Below are 20,202 nucleotides of genomic sequence, written 5' to 3'. Positions count from 1 at the left end.
AGCCGGCGACAACGCTCACCGGAGGGCGGTCACGGCGTTCGTCGTGGTGGTCACGAGCAGGGTGGCCGGTGCGGGCCGCAGGCCGACCGCGGCGTCGTCGACCTGGCGGTCGGTGACCACCGCGCCGGTGTCGAGGTCGTAGCGGACCAGGCGTGCGGGCCCGCCGCGGTCGGGGGCCACCAGGGCGAAGCCGACCCCGTCGAATGCGGTGACGGCCACCGGCGTGGTCGCGGCCGGTAGGGGTACACGCCAGCGTTCCCGGCCCAGCGCCAGGTCGACGGCCACCGCCTGGCCCGCACCCAGGTAGAGAGCCGTCGCGCCGGACGAGGCGGCCAGCCGGCCACCCGACGGGTGCGAGCCGCCGGGACGGCCGCCGCCCATGCTCAGCACCAGGCCGGTCGCGCCGTCGGCCACCAGGACGCCGCCGGCGGTCGGAACGAGGAGGGGCGCGTAGCCGCCGGGGAGGGTGCCGCCCGGGGCGGTGCCGCGGGGCGGGAGTTCGGCCCCGGCGTCCGGGGAGGTCGGTTGCCAGGTCCACCGGACCGTTCCGTCCACTGTGGACAGGCCCGACACCCGGCGGCCGCCGGGGCAGGTGAACGACACCGCCACGGAGTCGTCGCGGGCCGGGTCGTCGGTCGTGGCGGCCGACACGACGGTGCACTCCGCGTTCGCCGGGCGCCAGGTCCAGCGGCGCTCGCCGGTGCGGGCGTCCAGCGCCAGCACCGACGCCGCCCGGCCCCGCGGCACCAGCAGCACCAGGTCGGCCGACCCGGTCACCTGGTGGTCCACGGTGGACACGTCCACCTCGCGTTGCCAGCGGCGGTCACCCGTGGCGGCGTCGAACGCGATCGCCAGCGCGTCCCGGTCACCCTTCGACCAGAGACCGACCACGACGGTGCCGCCGGCCGCCGGACCGACCCCGGCCAGCGACCACCCCGCGCGCAGGTGGTGCCAGGCCGCGCGGCCGGTACGGACGTCGACCGTGCGGACGCCGGCCCGCTCCCGCACCAGCGCGACCCCGCCCGCGACGCCGGCCACCGGACCCGCGGGGGTGGCCTGCCACGCGTCGGACAGCCCGGGCGGGGCCGTCGCGTCCGCGGTGGGCACCGCGTCGACCGTGCGGGCGTCGGTGCCCGACCCCGCGAGGCGCGCCGCACCCACCGGTCCCAGCCACCCGATCAGCACCGTGAGCACCGTCCCGGCCGCGGCCGGGGTCCAGGAGAACTTCGCGGGACGATCGACGGTGAGCGCCACGACCAGCCAGCCCCCGGCGGCGAGCGTGGCACCCACCGCGGCGAGCGGACCGCCCGGAGCGAGGCCGTCGCGGGTCGCCTCACCGGCCGCCGTCGCGACCGCGAGCGCCGCGGCCAGCGCGGCACCCACACCCGCGACCACCGCCGGCACGCGGCGGCGCGTCGTGGTCGCGGTGATCGCGGACAGCAGCGGCCCGAGCAGCAGGACCGTGACCAGGACGGCCACCGCCGGCTTCGCGTGCGCCTCGCCCTGCCGCCAGGTGGCCGGCCCCATCGACGCGGCGACGACCAGCAGGCCACCGCCGGCGACCATGCCCAGCGCCCCGTTCCGGATGGCTGTGTCGGGGTTCATCGCGGCTAAGCATGCCCGGAGGGCCCGCAGGTCACACGGACCCGCCCCTCGCGGCGCGGCCGGTGGCGTGCGGCTAGGGTCGGCAGTGGATTGTCACCGGGAGGTTACATGGGCAAGAAGGTCACCGTCGTAGGTGCCGGTTTCTACGGGTCCACGACCGCACAGCGCCTGGCCGAGTACAACATCTTCGAGACGGTCGTGCTCACCGACATCGTCGAGGGCAAGCCGGAGGGCCTGGCGCTGGACATCAGCCAGTCCCGGTCGATCGAGGGCTTCGAGACGAAGGTCGTCGGGCAGACCACCACGCCGGCCGGCGAGGGGTACGAGGCGATCGAGGGGTCCGACATCGTCGTGATCACCGCCGGTCTGCCGCGCAAGCCCGGCATGAGCCGCATGGACCTTCTCGAGGTCAACGCGAAGATCGTCCGCAGCGTGTCGGAGAACGTCGCCAAGTACGCGCCCAACGCCGTCGTCATCGTGGTGTCGAACCCGCTCGACGAGATGACCGCGCTGGCGCAGATCGCCACCGGCTTCCCGAAGAACCGGGTGCTGGGGCAGGCGGGCGTGCTCGACACCGCCCGGTTCACCCACTTCGTCGCCGAGACGCTGAACGTGCCGGTGTCGTCGGTGAAGACGCTCACCCTCGGGTCGCACGGCGACACGATGGTTCCGGTCCCCTCGCGCTGCACCGTCGACGGCAAGCCGCTCGCCGACGTGCTCGACGCCGACAAGATCGAGGACCTGGTCAAGCGCACCCGCAACGGCGGCGCCGAGATCGTCGGGCTGCTCAAGACCGGATCGGCGTACTACGCGCCGTCGGCGGCGGCCGCCCGCATGGCGCGCGCCGTGGCCGAGGACTCGGGCGCGGTGATCCCCACGTGCGCCTGGGTCGACGGCGAGTACGGCATCTCCGGCGTCTACCTCGGCGTCGAGGCGTCGCTCGGCGCCGGCGGCGTGAAGAAGGTCGTCGAGACCACGCTCACCGACGGCGAACTGGCCGCCCTCAAGGAGGCCGCCGAGGCCGTCCGCGCGAAGCAGGCCGACGTCGCGTCGATGTGACCTTCTCCACCCGTGGGTGGGGCTTTCAGTACGTCGGTTCGATGACGATTTTCCGGACGGGCAGCCCGTAGGGTCTTGAGCAGCATGACCGCGATTCGGATCTGGTGGCTGCCCGTCCTCATGGGGATCGGGCAGATCCTCGTGTGGCCGGTCGCGCCGTACATCTTCACCCAGGCGCCGGAGCCGCTCGACGCGGCCGGCGCCGTGGTGATCACGGTGGTCATCGCCGTCGCGCTCGGGTGGCGGATGCGGGCGCCGGTGCCGGCGCTCGCCGTCTGCGTGGTCGCCGCGAGCATCGGCGCGACCGCGCTGCCCACCGACGTCCTCACCATCATCGGGCTCTCCGACCTGGTGGTGCTGTTCTCGCTCGCGGCGCTGCGACCGGCCCGGTACCCGGTGGTCGCGGTCGCCGTCCTGGTGGCCGTCTGGGTCTCGGTGCTCGCCTTCGTCGGCGAGCCCGACTTCGGCTGGGCCGTCGGTCTCGTCGTGATCATCTACACGACCGTCGCCGCGCTCGGCGCCAACCGCGGCCGGTGGCAGCGCGCCCGCGCGGACGCCGCCGCCCGGCTCCTGGCCGCTGAGGCGGAGCAGCGGCGGGCCGCCGAGGCCGAGCGGGAGCGGCTCGCCCGTGAACTGCACGACGTCACCGCCCACCACCTCACCGCGATCGTCGTGAACGCCGGCGCCGCCCGCCGGCTCGGCGCCGGCCGGCCCGAACTGGTGCGGCAGGCGCTCGAGTTCGCCGCGGAGACCGGCCGCCGCACGCTCACCGCACTCAACCGCCTCGTCACCGTGATCGAGCCCGGCGCGGGAGAGCCGTTGGCGCTGCGGCTGGGCCGGCTGGCCACCACCGCGCGGTCCGCCGGTCAGCGGGTCACGGTCACGGTCGAGGGCGCCGCCGACGCCCTGCCGCCGCCGCTGGTCGACGCGGTGTTCGCGGTGGTGCAGGAGGCGGCCACCAACGCGTTGCGGTACGCGCCGGGCGCCGAGGTCACCGCGGTGGTCACGGTGTCGGACGGCAGCGTGCGGGTCGAGGTGACCAACCCGTCCGCCGACGCGGCCGGCGCGGCCGGCTCGCTCGGCTCCGGGCGCGGCCTCGCCGGTCTCTCCGCCCGGGCGAAGGACCTCGGCGGCACGTTCGACGCGGCTCCCGTGCCGGCCGGCGGGTGGCGGGTGTGTGCCGACATCCCGTGCGTCACCCCGGCCGCTGCCGGTCACCGGCTGTCGACGGTCGAGGGTGCGCTCGACGCGGTGCTCATGCTGGTCGTGCTGGTGCCGCCGCTGCTGGTGATGCTCATCGACGGCGGGGCCGTGCGCGACCAGTGGTGGCTGCTGACGTTGCTGATCCTGCTGCACGGCGCGCCCGTGTGGTGGCGGCGGGTGGCTCCGTGGTGGACGCTGCTCGCGGTGGCGGGCGCCGGGCTGGCGTTCGCGGTGATCATCGCGGTCACCGGTCTGCCGATCGTCGCGGCGGATCCGCTCGTGCTCGGGTTCGGCGCCGAGATGACCGCGGTGTGGTCGATCGCCGCCCGTGGCCGGCCGGTCCGAACCACCTGGTGCGGCGCGCTCGTCGCGGCCGTGTCGGCCAGCCTGATGCTGGTCGTCATCAGCGAGGACCTGCGGCGGCTGGCCGCCGACGCCTCGTCTCCACCGGAGATCGTCATTCCGGTCGTGGTGACGTTGGCGCTGTTCTCGGCCGCGTTCGCGGTGATCCTGCTGCTGACGATGTGGCTGCCCGCGTTCCTCCTGCGCCGTCGCCGCGACCGGACCCTCGGCACCGAGGCGGCGGCGCTGCGGGCGGCCGACGAGCGGGCGGCGGCCGCCGCGCAGGACCAGCGGCAGCGGTTCGCGGTCGGTCTGCACGCGTCGGTGATCGAGCCCGCCGAGCGGCTCATCGCCGCCGCCGAGTCGGTGCCGCCCGAGGCGTCACCCGACGCCGCGCTCGCGGCCGTCGACCAGGTGACCGCCGAAGCGCGGGCCGGGCTGGCGGCGATGCGGGAACTGCTCGGTGCGATCCAGCCGGTGCCGACCGGCGACCGCAGCGCCCCGCCGCGCGGCATCGCCGACCTGGCCGACCTGTGTTCGGAGCGGCAGATCCAGCTGGAGGCGGGCCCGATCCTGCATCCGCTGCCGGTGGCCGTGGACCTGTCCGGCTACCGTATCGTCGACGCCGCGCTCGACGCCGACGACACCGCGGAGGTGGTGTCGGTCACCGTCGACCACATCCGGGAGACGCTCGTGGTGACGGTCAGCGGGGTGCCCGGCGCGACCCGCGGCATCGTCGCGGCGCGCATCCGCGCGCGGGCGGCGGCCCTCGGCGGCAAGATCCGGTTCGACCCGGCCGGGGTGGTGCAGGTGCATCTGCCCGCCCCGCCCGAGGCGGGTGGACCCACGACCCTGGGGGAGGTGCCGGCATCGACATCCGCGTGATGGTCGTCGACGACCAGCCGGTGGTACGCGCCGGCTTCGCCGCCATCCTCGACGCCGAGCCCGACCTGACCGTGGTCGGCACCGCCGCCGACGGCGCGGCCGCGCTCGACCTGGCCGCCCGCACCGACCCCGACGTGGTACTGATGGACATCCGCATGCCCGGGATGGACGGACTGACCGCCACCGCCCGTCTCACGGGCGTTCCCGACTCGCCCAAGGTCCTCGTGTTGACGACCTTCGACCTGGACGAGTACGTCTACCAGGCGCTGCGCGCCGGCGCCTCCGGCTACCTGTTGAAGGACGCCGACCCGGCCGACCTGATCGCCGCCGTGCGGGCGGTGGCCGCTGGCGACGGCACGCTGGCGCCGCCGGTGCTGCGGCGGCTGATCGAGGCGTTCGCGATCGGCCGGGTGGCACCGGCGGTGGTGCCACCGGAGGGCGCGCCGGAGGGCCTGACCCCGCGCGAGGCGCAGGTGCTGACGCTGGTGGCCCGCGGCCTGTCGAACACGGAGATCGGGGTGGAGCTGAGCATCGCCACCGGCACGGTGAAGACGTACATCAACGGGCTGTTCGCGAAGCTCGGCGTGCGCGACCGGGTGCAGGCGACGATCCGCGCCTACGACCTGGGCCTGGTGCGGCCGCGTTCATAGCCCTGTGACTCAGAGGGACAGGTCGTCGATCCGGATCGCGGTGGCGGCACGCACGATCCAGGTGTCGAGCTGCTCGATGTCGGTGCAACTGGTGATCCGCTCCCGCGCCTCGTCGGGGACCGTGACACCGCGTGCCCCGAGAATCGCGAGCAGGCTCTCCGCCTTGCCCTTCGCTTGGCCCGCGGCCACGCCCTTGGCGAAGGTCTCGGGGAAGACGAACTTGGCGTACTCGGTGAACGAGATGTCAGCTGCGGTCATGATCTTCTCCAGAAGTCCTCTGGTCGACGCTGACGCCAGCGCTGCGACCCGCGGGCTATCGGGCCTTCGGGTATCACGGGCATCTGGTCGGGCCCCAACGCCATCGGCGTCAGCAGCAGCCCGGGGTCGCCGGTGCTGATCGGCTCGGCGGCCCATTCCGCTACCGCTCTCGTCTCGCACCACACCAGTAGCGCTGTCGGGCAGTCGTGGCGGGCGTGTGTCGTCGCGACGTAGACCGGCCAGCTCAGGCGCTTCGCCCGGTCGGTTCGGCGCTGGGCCTCGAACACCACGGCGAACGCGGGACTCTCGGCCTCCGGTGTCTCGTAGAAGGCGACCACCCCGTCTGCCCGGTACTCGGTGGGCGTCACCGCCGTGAGGTCGCTCGACAGAAGTTGTGCCTTCTGGAACTGGGGAACGTCGATCTTCAGGGGGCCGGCCAGCAGATCGGCGACGACCGCCGGCCGTTGACGGACAAGTTCGATCAGACCTTCATGGGCGAGTGATGGCATGTAGACAAGCTTAAACGTATATGAACAAGTTTAGTCAAGGGGCGAAGTGGAGTACTCACAGCAACCCCGGCGTTACGTACGTCCCTTTCGTGCCGTTAGCCCTCTGGAGCGGCTCCCAAGCCGCTCGGACCGGCGGAGGGATGGCGTTGGACGCGCGTTCGTACGACATGTCAGATCTGCTGGGCATGGTGCGCCGGCACTGGTGGATCGTCGCGCTGCTCACGGTCTTCGGCGTCGTGGGGGCGTACGAGGTCACGGCCCGGCAGCCCAAGGTGTACGAGTCGGCCACCTCGGTGCTGGTGCAGCCGACCGGCGCCGGGCAGGACACGAACGTCTCCGGCGGGCGCACCAAGGGCGAGATCAACCTCGACACCGAGGCCCAGCTCGTGCGGAGCACCGCCGTCGCCACCGACGCGGCCAAGTTGCTGCGCGCGGAGTCGGTGCCGCCGGACACGCTGGCCGCCAACGTGTCGGTGGAGGTGCCGGCGAACACGAGCGTCCTCGTGATCACGTTCAAGGCGGGCGGCGCCCGCGAGGCGCAGGCCGGCTCGCACGCGTTCGCCGAGGCGTACCTGCGTAACCGCGAGGAGACCGCGGCCAACGAGCTGGCCGAGCAGATCGCCACGATCGACGGCAAGCTGAAGCAGCTCAACGCCGCGCTCGCCCCGATCAACGCCCGCCTCGCCAGCCTGCGCCCCGACAGCAGCGAGCGTCCCAACCTGGAGAGTCAGCGCAGCACGATCACCGCGCAGGTCAACACGTTGTCGGCGCGGCTGAACCAGCTGGTCACCACCACGGTGAGCGCCGGAAAGATCATCCGGGACGCGAACCTGCCCGACCGGCCGAGCAAGCCCGTCCTGCCGCTCAACCTCGGCAGCGGTGCCGCGGCCGGCCTGCTCCTCGGCGCCGGCGCGGCGATCCTGCGGGAGCGGCTCGACCGGCGGATCCGCCGTCCCGACGATCTCACCCGCCGATGTGACGTGTCCGTGCTCGCCGCCCTTCCGCCGAAGGTCCGCCCGCGCCTGGACGACGTGTTCCCACCGTTCGGCGCGGGCGGCCGCGTCTTCAACCGGCTGAGAAACGAAGTGGTGGCCGGCGCGCCGAAGACCGAGGGCAAGGGCCAGGTCATCGTCGTCGCCGGGGCGAGCCGGGGAAGCGCGTCGACGGTGGTGGCGGCGAACCTGGCGGCGGCGTTCGCCCGCACCGGGGGGCAGACCGTCCTGGTCTGCGCCCACCTGCCCGACAGCGTGGCGGAGCTCGCTCCGGTCACCAGGCTCCTGGGTGTGCGCGCCGTTCCCGGTCTCTCCGACGTTCTCGCCGGGAAGGTGGCGTTGGGCCGGGCGGTGCAGCGGGCGTCGCGGCAGCCGCGGCTGTCGGTGATCACCACCGGCGGCACCGCGAGCGCCGCCGGGCTGCTGCAGTCGCAGATGCTGCGGGACGCGCTGACCGCGCTGCGCCGGCAGGCCGAGTACGTGGTGATCGAGGCGCCCGCGACGTCGACGAGCGCCGACGCGCAGAGTGTCGCCAGCCTCGCCGACCTCGCCCTGGTGGCCGTGGAGCTCAAGCGCACCCGGTACGCCGACGTCAGCGACGCGGCCGAGCAGCTGCGCCGCGTGGGCACGCCGCTGCTGGGCGCGGTCGTGCTGCCGCGCCTCGTGCGTCACCACGACGAGCCGCCGCCGGCGCCGGCGCGTGCCCTCGACGACGAGGACGAGGCGCTCGACCTCGACGAGGAGGAGTCCGAGGAGGACACGTCGGTCGCCGACGCCGACACGGTCGTCATGAAGAAGGTCGGTGCGCGGAAGAAGCCGCGGAAGGCGCCGGCCACGAACACCTCGGCGCCGCGGTGACGGCAGTCCTCGAGAAGCAAGCACGGGCCCCGGAGAAGGAGACGGGCCGCGGGCGGCTGGTCACCTGGATCATCATCGGGTACCCGGTGTGGTGGGCGCTCGGCCTCGGCGTGCTGATCTTCCTGGCGGTGGCGCCGGTCATGGCGCTGACCCTGTTCCGCCAGCACCGGGCCGGCAACCGGATCAAGCTTCCGCCGGGGTTCGGCTGGTGGTTGGCGTTCCTCGCGGTGGTGGTCGCGGGCATCGCCGCGCTGGGTGCCGACCCGGAGGGCACGGTGCCCGACACCGCGTCGGGCCGCATGGTCGCCGTGGCGTTCCGGCTCGGCCAGTACGTGGCGCTGACGGTCTTCCTGGTCTACCTGGGTAACCGGCACCCGCCCAACCTCGTGAAACTGCTCGGCTGGCTGTTCGTGGTGACCGTCGCCGGTGGCCTGCTGGGTACGTTCGCCGGGAACTTCGAGTTCACCTCGCCGGTGGAGATGCTGCTGCCGAAGCACATCGCGAAGATGGGCTTCGTCCAGTCGCTGGTGCACCCGTCGGCGGCGCAGGTGATGGACCTCATCGGCGACCCGAAACCGCGCCCGGCCGCGCCGTGGGGCTACACGAACACGTGGGGCAACAACTACTGCCTGCTGGTGGTGTGGTTCATCGCCGCCGCCCAGGGCCGGAAGCTGTTCGCCGTCGGGGTTCTGCTGGTCTCGCTGGTGCCGGTCATCTACTCGCTCAACCGCGGTCTGTGGATCGGCATCGGCGTGATGGGCGTCTATGTCGCCATCAGGATGGCGATGCGGGGCCGGCTCGGCGCGTTGGTCGGGGTCGTCGGTACCGCGCTCGTGCTGGCGGTCGCGGTCGCGGTCACCCCGCTCGGTGACGTCGTGAACGCGCGCCTGGACAACGGCAAGTCCAACGGCGTGCGCATGTATCTGACCGAGCGTGCCGTGTCGGGGATGACGGAGTCGCCGCTGATCGGCTTCGGGTCGACCCGCAGCACGATGGGTGGCCGCAACTCGATCGCGGTCGGCCCGAACAGCCGGTGCGAGCGCTGCGGCAGCTTCACGATCGGTGGTAACGGCCAGTTGTGGCAGCTGTTGTACGCCCACGGTCTGCTCGGCACCGCGACCTATCTCGGCTTCTTCCTGTTCGGCCTGTGGCGGTTCCGGCGCGATCACAGCGCTGTCGGTATCGCCGGTTCGGCCGCGATCGTGGCGAGCCTCGTCGCGATGTTCTGGTACAACGCGCTGGTCACGCCGCTGGCCTGGACCTTCTGCGCATACGCCCTGCTGTGGAGGAACCACGTCGTGAGCGAGCTTACGAGCGAACCATCAACTCAGCGCCAGGCGAGCGCCTCGCCTCGCGCCAGCGAGGCGAGGCGTGATGCCGGTTAGGACGGCGCCGGCGAACCTGTCGGCCGACGATGCCCAGTTACGCGCGGAGTACGTCCGCGAGGTACTCGCGCTCCTCTATCCCGAGGGGGGCGGGTCCGGTACCGAGTACATCCAGGTGCCCGATGCGCGCCGCCCGCGCATCCTGGTGCCCGCCAACGATCGCAGGGTCGCGGCGGCCGCCGTCGCGCGCTATGCCGAGCCGCAGTCGCGGCTCGCGCGGTTGAAGCGGGACGCCGTGGTCGCGGCCCTGCGCACCGGTGCGGCGTCCGCGCTGCTGCGCGACCGCGTGACGGCGCCGGGTGGTCGCGACACGATCGAGACCCATCTGCGGGACGCGCTGGGCACGGAGATCCGCCTGGGTGTCCACATCGGACCGGCGCGCGCGAACCGCAAGCCGGTGCTGCAGGTGCTCACGCCGGCCGGCGAGACGGTGGCGTTCGTGAAGCTCGGCGTCAACGAGCTGACCCGCGGTCTGGTGAAGGCCGAGGCGGCGGCGCTCAATTCGCTTGGGGGGACGCGCCTTTCGAAAGTGACCGTTCCGGGAGTGCTCCACAGTGGACAGTGGCGGGGTCACGAGGTGCTCGTGCAGGCCGCACTTCCGGTGTGGGAGCAGCGGGTGCCGGCCGACCGCGACCGCTGCGCCGACGCGATGAACGAGGTCGCGACCGCGTGCGGGATCAGCGCCGGCACGCTCGGTGGCAGCGGGTACTGGACCCGGCTGCTGGCCCGCCTGGCGGAGGTCGCCGAGCACCCGGACGGGTTCCAGCTCCGCCGGGCCGGTGCCCGGCTGGGTACGGCCGCCGGCGACGTGCGGCTCACATTCGGGGCGTGGCACGGCGACTGGGCGCCGTGGAACATGCGCCCGCTGGCCGACCGCATCCTCGTCTGGGACTGGGAGCGGTTCACGATCGGGGTCCCGATCGGGTTCGACGCGCTGCACTTCGACCTGCAGCAGCGGATCAGCACCCAGTCCGACGGCGCCGACGCGGTGCGGCAGACGCTCGCCGCCGCACCCGGCCTGCTCGCGCCGTTCGGGGTCACCACGCCGGCGGCCTTTCGGGTCACCGCGCTGCTGTACCTGGTGGACCTCGCCACCCGTTACCTCACCGACCGCCAGGCGGAGGCCGGTGCCCGGCTCGGAGTGCTCGGCAGCTGGCTGCTGCCGGTCCTTCTGTCCACTGTGGAGGATCTGTGAAGCTCTCCCGGAGCAGCGTCCCGGAACCGCTCAAGGCGGTGGTGCACCTCGGCTCCCGCAACTACGGCCGGCTCACCGCCGAGCAGCGGATGCTGCCGTCGTTCCTCATCTGCGGCGGGCAGCGCTGCGGCACCACCTCGATGTACCGGGCGCTGGCCGCGCACCCCGCGGTGCTCAAAGCCGTGCTGCACAAGGGCGTGCACTACTTCGACGTGGGCTACGACCGGGGTCTGCGCTGGTACCGCGGGCACTTCCCGACGTTCCGGCAGGCGTCGCGCATCGAACGCGACCTCGGTGTGCCGGTGCAGACGTTCGAGTCGAGCCCGTACTACATGTACCACCCGCACGCGGTGGAGCGGATCGCCACGGACCTGCCGTCGGTGAAGCTCGTGGTGCTGGTGCGCGACCCGGTCGAGCGGGCGTACTCGCAGCACGCGCACGAGGTCGCCCGCGGCTTCGAGACCGAGAAGGACTTCGCCGCCGCGCTGGAGCTGGAGAGCGTGCGGTTGGACGGGGTGACCGAGCAGATGGTCGCCGAGCCCGGCCACTACAGCTTCTCCCACCAGCACCACGCCTACCGGGCGCGCGGCGAGTACGTGCGGTACCTGCGCCGGATGGCCGAGCACGTCGGGCGGGAGAGCATCCACGTCGTCGACAGCCAGGAGTTCTTCACCAATCCGGAGCCCGTGTACGACGCGGTGCTCGAGTTCCTCGGCCTGCCGACCCCCGACGAGGTCGGCGCCGACTACCCGGTGTTCGAGCGGCACAACGCGCGTCCGCGGTCGCCGCTGACGGCCGCGCTGCGCACGGAACTGACCGAGCACTACGCCCCCTACGACGAACAGTTGGCGGAATGGCTCGGCCGGACCCCGTCGTGGCAGTCCTAGCGTCACCGCGACAGTCCGTCGACCGGGCCGCCGATCGGGCCGCGCTGCTGCGCGGGGCCGGTCGCGGCGGGGTGCTGAACCTGATCGGCGCCGCCGTCGCGGGTGCCGCCGGGTTCGGCGCCACCTGGCTGGTGGCCCGTGGGCTCGGCGACCCGGGCCGGGCCGGCGCGTTCCTCACCGCGCTCGCCGGGTTCACGCTCGCGGCCGGGGTGGCCCGGCTGGGCACGCAGACGTCGCTGGTCTACTGGCCGGCCCGGCTGCGTGCCCTCGGCGCCCGGCAGGAGCTGGAGCGCTGCCTGCAGCACGGGATCGCGCCGGTGGCCGTCGCGGGTGCCGTCGCCGGGTTCGCGCTCGGGTTCGCGGCGTCGTGGATGCCGCCGGAGATGGCCGGTCCGCTGCGCGTCTTCGCGGTGTTCCTGCCGCTGGCCGTGCTCACCGACGCACTGCTCGCGGCCGCCCGCGGCTACCGCGCGCTGCGCCCGACCGTGGTGCTCGAACGGCTGTTCCGGCCGTTCCTGCAACTCGCGGCGCTGGGTGCGGTGGTCCTCGTCGGTGCGGGCGGGTCCGCGGTGTTCGCGGCCGCCTGGGCCGCGCCGTACCTGCCGGTGGTGCTGCTCGCCGGCTACACGCTCGGCCGGGTGCACGCGATGGACACCAGCGCCAGCGGCACCGAGGCGTTCACCCCGCGCGCCTACTGGACGTTCACCGGGCCCCGCGCGGTCGCCAGCGTCGCCCAGCTCGCCCTGCAGCGGGTCGACGTGCTGCTGCTCGCCGCCCTCGGCGGCCTGCCCGCCGCCGGCCTGTACGCGGTGGCCGGCAAGTACGTGGTCCTCAGCCAGGTGGCCGGCGGCGGCCTGTCGCAGGCCGTGCAGCCCCGGCTCGCCGAGCGCCTCGCCGTCGAGGACGTCGACGGCGTGCGCGCGCTCTACCAGCAGGCCACCGCGTGGCTGATCCTCGCGACCTGGCCGCTGCACCTCGCCGTCGCGTTCAACGCCACCGTCTACCTGGGACTGTTCGGACCGTCCTATCGGGACGGTGCCGCGGTCGTGTGGATCCTCGCCGGCGCCATGCTCGTCGCCACCGGCTGCGGCATGGTCGACATGGTGCTGGCGATGGGCGGCCGCACGCGGTGGAACCTGTACAACGTCCTCGCCGCGCTCGCCACCATGGTCGTCCTCGACATCGTGGTGATCCCGTGGTGGGGAGCGGTCGGCGCCGCGCTCGGGCTCGCCGCCGCGGTACTGGTGAACAACCTCGTTCCACTGACCCAGATCTGGTGGACGCTGGGCGTGCACCCCTTCGGGCGTCCCACGCTGAATGCCGCCGCGTTGACGGCGAGCACCTGCGGGGTCCCCCCACTTCTCGCGACCGCGGCCGGAGCGGGCCCCGCGGCCGTGACCGCGACGAGCGCCGCCGGCGCCCTCTGCTACCTCGCCGGCGCCTACCGGATGCGTCGGCGGCTGAACCTGCACCTGTTGAGAGGAAAGTCATGAGAGCCGACTACGCGGAGATCTTCCAGTCGACGGAGAACGTCGACAAGTACACCGACGTGGTGTACGCGCCCGGAAGCTACGCGACGCACGTGAACACCCGGCAGCGGCGGTTCGTGCGCGACCTCGTGGCCCGGACCTTCCACGACCGCCGGCCGGTGCAGCACGACTTCGCCTGCGGCACCGGGCGCGCGATCCGGTTGCTGCACGGGCTCGTGCGGGCCGCGCACGGGTACGACCCGTCGGCGGAGATGCTGGCGAAGGCCACCGAGGCGGGCACGCGCGCGACGCTGCACCAGATCGCCGCGTCCGGCGACCTCCCGGTACCGGCCACTGTGGACGGTCCGGCCCTGGTGACCATGTTCCGGCTGCTGCTCAACGTCCCCGAAGAGGTTCGTGACCGCGCGATCGCCTTCGCCGCCGCGGCCCTGCCCACGGCGGACGCCGGGCTGCTCGTGGTGGAGAACCACGGCAACCGGCAGTCGCTGCGGCACCTCGCCGCCCGCCGCAAGGCCGGGGAGGCCTGGTTCTCCGAGCTGTCGCACGACCAGGTGCTCGCGCTGTTCGAGCGGCACGGGTTCGAGCTCGTCGAGGCGCGGGCGTTCGCCGTGTGCCCGGCCGGTGCCTACCGGCGGTCCTGGACCCGTTACGTGGCACGGGCGATCGACGGCCTCGCCGTGCGGATGCCGTTCCTGTGGCGGTGGGGAACCGACGTGCTGTACGTGGCGCGGCGCCGATGATGCGTCGGCTCCTCGCGGTGGCGGGCACGCTGCTCGTGCTCGCCACCGGATGTTCGCGTGACCCCGAACCCGCGCCGGCACCCGCGCCGGACCTGTCCGCCGTGCCCACCGGGCAGGCCGTCGCGAACGGACCGTTCGCGTCCGGACCCGTGGCCGCCCCCGCCTCGGGTGCGCTGCTCGGCTCGTGGGTGAAGCCGCGGGCGATCACCCAGCCGTACCGCATCGAGGCGGTGAACACCTGGGAGACCACGCTCGGCCGGCAGCTCGACATCGTGCACACGTACAAGCGGCTCGACGAGCCGTTCTTCACCGAGTCCGACACGACGTTCGGCGCGCGGTCGACGCTCATGCTCAGCTGGGCCGGCGGCGACAGCCGCTCGGTGGTCTCGGGCCGGCACGACGCGCTGATCCGCGAGCGGGCCCGGCAGGTACGCGAGTTCGGCAAGCCGCTGCTCATGCGCTACCGCTGGGAGATGGACCGGCCGAACCTGCAGGCGACCATGTGGTCACCCGAGGACTACATCGCGATGTGGAAGCACGTGCGCGCCCTGTTCGCCCTCGAACGCGTGAAGAACGTGTCGTGGGTGTGGTGCCCGACCATCGAGGGCTTCGAGCGCGGCAACGCACCCTCGTTCTACCCCGGCGACGACCAGGTCGACTGGGTGTGCGTCGACGTCTACTCGGGCGCGCGGTTCGTGCCGCTGGGCGAGCACCTCAAGCCGTTCTTCGCCTTCGCCGCCGGCCGTCCGTCGAAGCCGGTGATGATCGGCGAGTACGGGGTGGCCCGGCAGTACCCGTCCGCGCAGCGGGCGGCCTGGATCCGCAACGGCACCGCGGTATTCAAGGCCAATCCGCAGGTGAAGGCCGTCCTGTACTTCGAGTCCGACCCCGAGGACCGCAAACCCGACGGCCGGTTCAGCATCGCCGACGACCCGTTGGCGCTGGAGGCCTTCGCCGAGATGGCGAAGGACCCCTACTTCAACGTGGCGTGAGCGCCTTCCGCACGGTGGCCACGACCTGCCGCGGCCGGTGAAGGTCGGCGGCGGCGAAGCGGAGCACCGTCCAGCCACAGGTGCGCAGGTCGTTGAGGCGTCGTAGGTCGTTCCGGAACGCGGCGCGGGTGCCGCGGGTAGACGAGGACGAGCCGCAACCGCGACTCCTGCGGCGACTGCGCCCCGGCGTCGCACGATGCGCAGCCCGCGCTGCGGCCCTACCCGGGCCGGGTCGGGGACCGTCACCTCGATGGGTGCGCCCCTGACCAGGGCGACGGCGCCCCACAGGGCGGCGGCGTCGAGGCCGCTGATCGCGCCCCTGCCGTCGAGGAACAGGCAGGTGGCCGGGCAGCGGGTGCGGTGGTCGAGCGCCAACCCCTCCCCGGCGTAGGTGTCGGGGAGGAGCCGGAGCCAGGTCTTCCGGGCGAGTTGGCGCCGGGTCAGCAGGCCCTTCGCGACGGCGTCGACGCCGCGGAACGGCGTATCACGAAGCTCCCTCGGAGCCGCGCGCACCACGGAAGCATCGGGCCCCGCGGCCGTCCGCCGACAGGGTGAGTTCGCGCCAGTGGACAACCCGCGAACTTCCGTGCCCGTTACTTCGGGTTACTCCCAGCCGTCGGTGCGTGGCCGGTCCGGGCGGGGGCGGGGCCGGGGCTTCGGCCTGGCAGTGGCGCGGTCCGCGGCGGCGCGGTCGTGGCCGGCGCGGTAGTCGCCGGCCCGGTCGTGGCCCGCCCAGTCGCCGGCGGCGTGGTCTTCGGCGGCCCAGTCGACGTGGCCGTCGAAGCCGGCCCGCCGTCCGTTCAGGCCCGCGCGGGGTGCGTTCGGGTCGCGGGGCTCGCCCGGTACCGCGAGGTCGGCCGCGGACGGCACGTGGTCGGGGGCGCGGCCGTCGTCGTTGAACCACTCCTCCCGCTCGGCCGGGGAGAGCACGTCCTCCCACTCGTCGGGGTCGGTGCGGTCGCGGCGCATCGCGCTCGTCGCCAGCAGCCGGACCGCGTACGGCGCGTCCTCGCGCAGGTAGCGCCGGGCGAGGCGACGCGGCTCCTTCGCCAGGCGGTGCGCCCACTCCAGGCCCGACCGCTGCATCCACGCGGGCGCGCGGACACAGTCGCCGGCCACGAAGTTGATCGCCGCTCCGCAGCCGAGGAACCACGAGGTCGGCAGCACCGGCCGCAGCTGCTCGATGAGCCGCTCCTGTTTCGGGAACCCGAGCCCCACGAAGACCAGGTCGGGCTCGGCCTCGACGACCCGCTGCATCACCGCCTGCAGCGACCGGCGGTCGCGGTCGAACCCGAACCGGGGGCTCTCGCAGCCGGCGATCCGCAGTCCGGGGAAGCGGGCCAGCAGGTTGTCGGCGGCGCGGGTGGCCCCGTCGGTGTCGGGGTCGCCGCCGAGGAGGTACACGGACGAGCCGTCCTGGGCCAGCCCGTAGGAGAGCGACCAGATGAGTCCCGACCCGGTCACCCGTTCGGGGAGCGGCGTGCCGGCCAGGCGGGCGGCCCATACCAGGGGTGCGCCGTCGGCGACCAGCAGGTCGGCCGTCTCCAGGTCGCCGCGGATGCGTTCGTCGTGTTCGGCCTGGCGCAGGATGTCGATGTTGGGCGTGGCGATGCGGCCGCCGATGCCGCGGGCGAGCGCGGTCCGTACACGGTGCACGACCTCGCCCTCGGTCAGCGCGGCGAACCGGAGGCCGCCCAGGTGCACGGTGTCCGGGTCCGGCAATACGAAAACTGACATATCGTCTCCGACCCCCCGTAGTGCTCGTTACATGGACATAACGAGACGAGGAGGGTCCGTGGTACGCGTGCTCTTCCTGGGCGGCCTGGGCCGCAGCGGGACGACGTTGCTGGAGCGCCTGTTGGGGCAGCTCGCCGGGGTGAGCCCGCTGGGTGAGGTGGTGCACCTCTGGCAGCGGGATCTGGTCGACGACGAGCGGTGCGGCTGCGGCGACCGCTTCTCCGCCTGCGGGTTCTGGCAGAAGGTCGGTGTCGAGGCGTTCGGCGGGTGGGACGCGGTCGATCCGCGGCGCGTCCACGAACTCGCGGCCGCGGTGGAACGGACGCGGCACATTCCGCGACTGGCTCTCGGACGCAAGCCGAAGGGGCTCGACGAGTACGCCGGCTACTACAGCAAGGTGTACTCGGCGGCCGCGGCGGTCACCGGTGCGACGGCGGTGGTCGACTCGTCGAAGCACAGTGCGTTGGCCTACTGCCTGCGCCACGCGCCCGGCATCGACCTGCGGGTGGTCCACGTCGTGCGCGACAGCCGCGGCGTCGCCTACTCGTGGACCAAGAAGGTCATGCGCCCCGAGGCCGAGACCGACGAGGAGATGACCCGCTACTCGCCGAGCCGGTCGGCGCTGTTGTGGAATGCGCACAACGCGTCGTTCGGGCTGCTCGGCCGGTTGGGGGTGCCGGTGCTCCGGATCCGGTACGAGGAACTGCTGGCAGATCCGGTCGCGACCCTGCGCAACCTGGCCACGTTCGCCGACCTGCCGGAGGCCGCGCACGAGATGTCGTTCCTGCGGGCCACCGACGACGGCTATGTCGCCGATCTCGGCCCGTCGCACAGCGCGGCCGGTAACCCGATGCGGTTCACGATCGGCACCGTGCCGTTGCGCCGCGACGAGGCGTGGCGCCGGTCGCTTCCAAAGGGCCAGCGTCGGTTGGTGGGCGCGCTCACCGCGCCGCTGCTGTCCGCGTACGGGTACCGGTTCGGCGGGACCACGTGAGCGCGCCCTCCGTGGGCGTCGTCATTCCGACGCGCAACCGGCCGGAGATGCTCGACCGGGCGATCGAGGCGGTCGAGGCGCAGGACTACCCCGGTGAGGTGCGCACGGTCGTGGTCTTCGACCAGGCCACACCCGACTACATGCTCGCCCGCGCCGGCGACCGTCCGGTGATGGTGCTGGTGAACTGCCGCACGCCGGGCCTGGCGGGGGCCCGAAACACCGGGATCCTGAACCTGTCGACCGACCTGGTGGCGTTCTGCGACGACGACGACGTCTGGGCGCCGGACAAGCTCCGCCGTCAGGTGGAGTTCCTCGGCGACGGCGAGTTCGCCACCTGCGCGATGAACGTGCTCTTCGACGGCACCCGGACGCCGCGCCTGGCCGGTACCGGCCGGGTGGGCGTCCCGGAGCTGGTGCGCTCGCGGATGGCGATGCTCCACGCGTCGTCGTTCCTGGTCCGGCGGTCGGCGTTCAGTGAGGAGGGCGGCCTGGACCTGGTCGCCGAGGATGCGCCGGGCAGCCAGAACGAGGACTGGGACCTGCTGTTGCGGGCGGCCAAGCGGGCGCCGATCCGGCACCTGGACGAGCCGCTCATCGACGTCGCGTGGGGGCGCACGTCGTTCTTCGCGCACCAGTACGACACGAAGATCTCGTCGCTGCGCTGGATGATGACGCGCCACCCGGAGATCGGCCTCGACGGCGTGGGCGCCGGCCGCGTCTACGGGCAGCTCGCCTGCTGGTCGGCGGCGCGGGGCGACCGCAGTGGCGCGGTGCACTGGGTGCGGCAGGCGGTGCGCTCGAACTGGCGGGAGCCGCGGGCGGCGATCGCGCTGGCCGCGCTGTCCGGGGCGGTCCGGGTGGAGACGGTGCTCGGCGCGTTGCACAAGCGGGGGCGGGGCATCTGAGTTTTTTGTAGATCTTGGGAACCGGGAGCCGCCGCCGTACGAATACCCCGGTATGGGTTATGCGCAGCGGGCGGCACGCGCCTGGGCAGGTCTGGCCACGGCCGTCGCTGGACTCTCGGTGGTGGCGGTGTTCGGTCTGGCCACGCCCGCGGCGGCCGACGTGTCGTTCGACAGCCAGCAGGGCCAGCGCACCGGCGGCGCGCGGGTCGCGTTCCGGGTGACCAACGAACATCCGACCGCGTCGATCGTCAAGGTCGAGGTGCGCCTACCCGGTGACCTCCGGCTGCCCGAGGTGTACCCGATCGCGGTGGCCGACTGGGCGCCGTCGATCACGATGACGAGGGTCGACGACAACCCGTCCCATGACTATTCGAGCGCCGTCGTGTGGATCACCATGCCGGGCAGGGAGATCAAGCCCGGCGGCACCTCGCTCCTGCCGCTGGCGATGGGCCCGATGCCCGACCGCGAGGCCGTGTACCTCGACGTGACCCAGTGGCGGTCCGACGGCTCGAGCGAGACGTGGGCCGGCGTCGACGTGCCGGCGGCCGGAGCGCAGCACCCCGCGATGAAGCTGGAGCTCGCTCCGCTCGAGCCGGGTCAGGTGCCCCAGAATCACCACGGCGGTGCCGCGGCTTCGGGTGCGCCGGAGGCCGACGTGGTCGCCGATCCGGTGGCTGACGACGGGGAGGGCTCCTCCGGTGCGGCGTCGCTGGCCGTGGTGCTCCTCGTCATCGCGGCGTTGACCGCGTTCGCGCTGTACTGGCAGCGCCGTCGCGGCGCGTCGCGCACGGACGACGGCAAGGCCGAGGAGTCTCCCGGGTTCCGGGTCCCCGCACAGCGCGCGAAGGCCGCCCCGTCGAAGAAGGCGACTCCGGCACAGAAGTCGGGCCCGGCGAAGAAGGCGCAGGCTCCGGTCAAGGCCGGGAAGGTCGCGGCCGGGAAGGCACCGGCCGGGAAGGTCGCGACCGAGAAGGTCACCGCTACCGACCGCACGTCGGCCGTCGCGGTGCAGCGCCGCACGGTGGTGCGCACCACGGCGACGAGGAAGGTCGTCGCGGGACGGCGCACGACCGCCCGCAAATCGATCGGCGGCGCGGCCACCGCCACCGTCGCTCGCCGTGGTGGAAACGTGGCGAAACGAGCCGGCAAAACCGACGGCGATAACGCGTAGCACGCACTACGCCACTATTCGTTCCGCCATTTCATCGGTCCGGTATCCGGCGTCTTAGGTCGACCTTTTGTCATTGGCAATTATCGGTTAACTGCGGTGCTCGCACCGTCGCTGACCTGCACTTATACGGCCATCCTGAAGTCTCCATTAAGCGAGTTCGGGGGCTTGTTTATTTCAGCGAACATGCGTTGACACCGATATTGGCCACTCCTAGCTTGGTGGGGTACAACGACGTTGATTTAGCCCCGCTGGCCCGCCTCACAAATCCGGGGGGCCTGATGAGAGAACCAAGAAAGGTATCCACCATGCGCCAAAGGTCGGCACACTCAAGTACGCCGCCATACA

Annotated in this window: 17 protein-coding genes; 13 read left to right on the top strand and 4 right to left on the bottom strand. The window is 72.8% G+C overall.

From position 1 onward, the window contains the following. Positions 1-15: 15 nt before the first annotated feature. The gene (locus Voc01_RS00950) at positions 16-1,605 is read right to left on the bottom strand and encodes an outer membrane protein assembly factor BamB family protein (protein ID WP_203925261.1); all 1,590 of its coding nucleotides are present in this window, start codon (positions 1,603-1,605) and stop codon (positions 16-18) included. A 108-nt stretch (positions 1,606-1,713) separates the two neighbouring features. Between Voc01_RS00950 and mdh the strand changes: the two genes are divergently transcribed. The 3 genes from mdh to Voc01_RS00935 all read left to right on the top strand — a co-directional run bounded on the left by mdh (position 1,714) and on the right by Voc01_RS00935 (position 5,744). Continuing rightward, a complete protein-coding gene (gene mdh / locus Voc01_RS00945; RefSeq protein WP_203925260.1) occupies positions 1,714-2,664 on the top strand; it encodes a malate dehydrogenase in 951 nt (316 codons plus the stop codon). 84 nt (positions 2,665-2,748) lie between these two features. After that, positions 2,749-5,094 (top strand): sensor histidine kinase, encoded by a 2,346-nt coding sequence (locus tag Voc01_RS00940; protein WP_203925259.1) that lies wholly within the window; start codon positions 2,749-2,751, stop codon positions 5,092-5,094. Continuing rightward, positions 5,094-5,744: a response regulator gene (locus Voc01_RS00935; protein WP_239159850.1), complete on the top strand. Its 651-nt coding sequence runs from the start codon at positions 5,094-5,096 to the stop codon at positions 5,742-5,744. Before Voc01_RS00940 ends, Voc01_RS00935 begins: the two co-directional genes overlap by 1 nt. Before the next feature lie 9 nt (positions 5,745-5,753). Here the strand turns inward: Voc01_RS00935 and Voc01_RS00930 are convergent, their stop codons facing one another. Continuing rightward, positions 5,754-6,002 carry a hypothetical protein gene (locus Voc01_RS00930; protein WP_203925258.1) on the bottom strand — a complete coding sequence of 83 codons (249 nt, stop codon included), beginning with the start codon at positions 6,000-6,002 and terminating at the stop codon, positions 5,754-5,756. Next, complete coding sequence (locus tag Voc01_RS00925; RefSeq protein WP_203925257.1) at positions 5,999-6,511, bottom strand: hypothetical protein; 513 nt, start codon at positions 6,509-6,511, stop codon at positions 5,999-6,001. Before Voc01_RS00925 ends, Voc01_RS00930 begins: the two co-directional genes overlap by 4 nt. A 167-nt stretch (positions 6,512-6,678) precedes the next feature. On the opposite strand from Voc01_RS00925, the gene Voc01_RS00920 reads away from it, so the two are divergent. The 7 genes from Voc01_RS00920 to Voc01_RS00890 are packed head-to-tail and all read left to right on the top strand — an operon-like array spanning position 6,679 to position 15,050. Further along, complete coding sequence (locus Voc01_RS00920; protein WP_239159839.1) at positions 6,679-8,361, top strand: Wzz/FepE/Etk N-terminal domain-containing protein; 1,683 nt, start codon at positions 6,679-6,681, stop codon at positions 8,359-8,361. Beyond that, on the top strand, positions 8,358-9,746 hold the full coding sequence (locus tag Voc01_RS00915) for an O-antigen ligase family protein (protein WP_239159838.1): 1,389 nt from the start codon (positions 8,358-8,360) through the stop codon (positions 9,744-9,746). The genes Voc01_RS00920 and Voc01_RS00915 overlap by 4 nt, the downstream gene beginning before the upstream one ends. Continuing rightward, a complete protein-coding gene (locus Voc01_RS00910) occupies positions 9,736-10,941 on the top strand; it encodes a hypothetical protein (protein ID WP_203925255.1) in 1,206 nt (401 codons plus the stop codon). Before Voc01_RS00915 ends, Voc01_RS00910 begins: the two co-directional genes overlap by 11 nt. Continuing rightward, positions 10,938-11,828, top strand: coding sequence for a sulfotransferase domain-containing protein (locus Voc01_RS00905; protein ID WP_239159837.1), 891 nt, complete (start codon positions 10,938-10,940; stop codon positions 11,826-11,828). Before Voc01_RS00910 ends, Voc01_RS00905 begins: the two co-directional genes overlap by 4 nt. Continuing rightward, a complete protein-coding gene (locus Voc01_RS00900) occupies positions 11,816-13,321 on the top strand; it encodes a lipopolysaccharide biosynthesis protein (protein WP_239159836.1) in 1,506 nt (501 codons plus the stop codon). The genes Voc01_RS00905 and Voc01_RS00900 overlap by 13 nt, the downstream gene beginning before the upstream one ends. After that, positions 13,318-14,058, top strand: a complete 741-nt coding sequence (locus tag Voc01_RS00895; RefSeq protein ID WP_203925254.1) for a class I SAM-dependent methyltransferase — start codon at positions 13,318-13,320, stop codon at positions 14,056-14,058. The genes Voc01_RS00900 and Voc01_RS00895 overlap by 4 nt, the downstream gene beginning before the upstream one ends. Further along, the gene (locus Voc01_RS00890) at positions 14,055-15,050 is read left to right on the top strand and encodes a glycosyl hydrolase (protein WP_239159835.1); all 996 of its coding nucleotides are present in this window, start codon (positions 14,055-14,057) and stop codon (positions 15,048-15,050) included. The genes Voc01_RS00895 and Voc01_RS00890 overlap by 4 nt, the downstream gene beginning before the upstream one ends. Before the next feature lie 603 nt (positions 15,051-15,653). Here the strand turns inward: Voc01_RS00890 and Voc01_RS00885 are convergent. After that, on the bottom strand, positions 15,654-16,787 hold the full coding sequence (locus Voc01_RS00885; protein WP_239159834.1) for a WecB/TagA/CpsF family glycosyltransferase: 1,134 nt from the start codon (positions 16,785-16,787) through the stop codon (positions 15,654-15,656). Positions 16,788-16,845: 58 nt separating this feature from the next. Here Voc01_RS00885 and Voc01_RS00880 point away from each other — a divergent pair, with 58 nt between their 5' ends. The 3 genes from Voc01_RS00880 (at position 16,846) to Voc01_RS53935 (ending at position 19,857) form a co-directional block, all read left to right on the top strand. Beyond that, positions 16,846-17,781 (top strand): sulfotransferase family protein, encoded by a 936-nt coding sequence (locus tag Voc01_RS00880; RefSeq protein WP_203925253.1) that lies wholly within the window; start codon positions 16,846-16,848, stop codon positions 17,779-17,781. Beyond that, entirely contained in the window at positions 17,778-18,686 is a 909-nt protein-coding gene (locus Voc01_RS00875) for a glycosyltransferase family 2 protein (RefSeq protein ID WP_203925252.1), read from the top strand. Before Voc01_RS00880 ends, Voc01_RS00875 begins: the two co-directional genes overlap by 4 nt. 121 nt (positions 18,687-18,807) lie before the next feature. Beyond that, a complete protein-coding gene (locus tag Voc01_RS53935; RefSeq protein WP_203925251.1) occupies positions 18,808-19,857 on the top strand; it encodes a DUF1775 domain-containing protein in 1,050 nt (349 codons plus the stop codon). The last annotated feature ends 345 nt before the right edge of the window (positions 19,858-20,202 follow it).

This window comes from Virgisporangium ochraceum (genome assembly GCF_016863655.1).
In the GTDB taxonomy this organism is placed as follows: Bacteria; Actinomycetota; Actinomycetes; order Mycobacteriales; family Micromonosporaceae; genus Virgisporangium; species Virgisporangium ochraceum.
The sequence above is the reverse complement of the archived record's forward strand: the minus strand, read 5'-3'. Positions and strand labels throughout refer to the sequence as shown.

What these genes read in the sequence shown, in the direction of transcription:
- Voc01_RS00950 (WP_203925261.1), bottom strand. Translation starts at nt 1,605, where the DNA reads ATGAACCCCGACACAGCCATCCGGAACGGGGCGCTGGGCATGGTCGCC.
- mdh (WP_203925260.1), top strand. Translation starts at nt 1,714, where the DNA reads ATGGGCAAGAAGGTCACCGTCGTAGGTGCCGGTTTCTACGGGTCCACG.
- Voc01_RS00940 (WP_203925259.1), top strand. Translation starts at nt 2,749, where the DNA reads ATGACCGCGATTCGGATCTGGTGGCTGCCCGTCCTCATGGGGATCGGG.
- Voc01_RS00935 (WP_239159850.1), top strand. Translation starts at nt 5,094, where the DNA reads ATGGTCGTCGACGACCAGCCGGTGGTACGCGCCGGCTTCGCCGCCATC.
- Voc01_RS00930 (WP_203925258.1), bottom strand. Translation starts at nt 6,002, where the DNA reads ATGACCGCAGCTGACATCTCGTTCACCGAGTACGCCAAGTTCGTCTTC.
- Voc01_RS00925 (WP_203925257.1), bottom strand. Translation starts at nt 6,511, where the DNA reads ATGCCATCACTCGCCCATGAAGGTCTGATCGAACTTGTCCGTCAACGG.
- Voc01_RS00920 (WP_239159839.1), top strand. Translation starts at nt 6,679, where the DNA reads ATGTCAGATCTGCTGGGCATGGTGCGCCGGCACTGGTGGATCGTCGCG.
- Voc01_RS00910 (WP_203925255.1), top strand. Translation starts at nt 9,736, where the DNA reads ATGCCGGTTAGGACGGCGCCGGCGAACCTGTCGGCCGACGATGCCCAG.
- Voc01_RS00895 (WP_203925254.1), top strand. Translation starts at nt 13,318, where the DNA reads ATGAGAGCCGACTACGCGGAGATCTTCCAGTCGACGGAGAACGTCGAC.
- Voc01_RS00890 (WP_239159835.1), top strand. Translation starts at nt 14,055, where the DNA reads ATGATGCGTCGGCTCCTCGCGGTGGCGGGCACGCTGCTCGTGCTCGCC.
- Voc01_RS00885 (WP_239159834.1), bottom strand. Translation starts at nt 16,787, where the DNA reads ATGTCAGTTTTCGTATTGCCGGACCCGGACACCGTGCACCTGGGCGGC.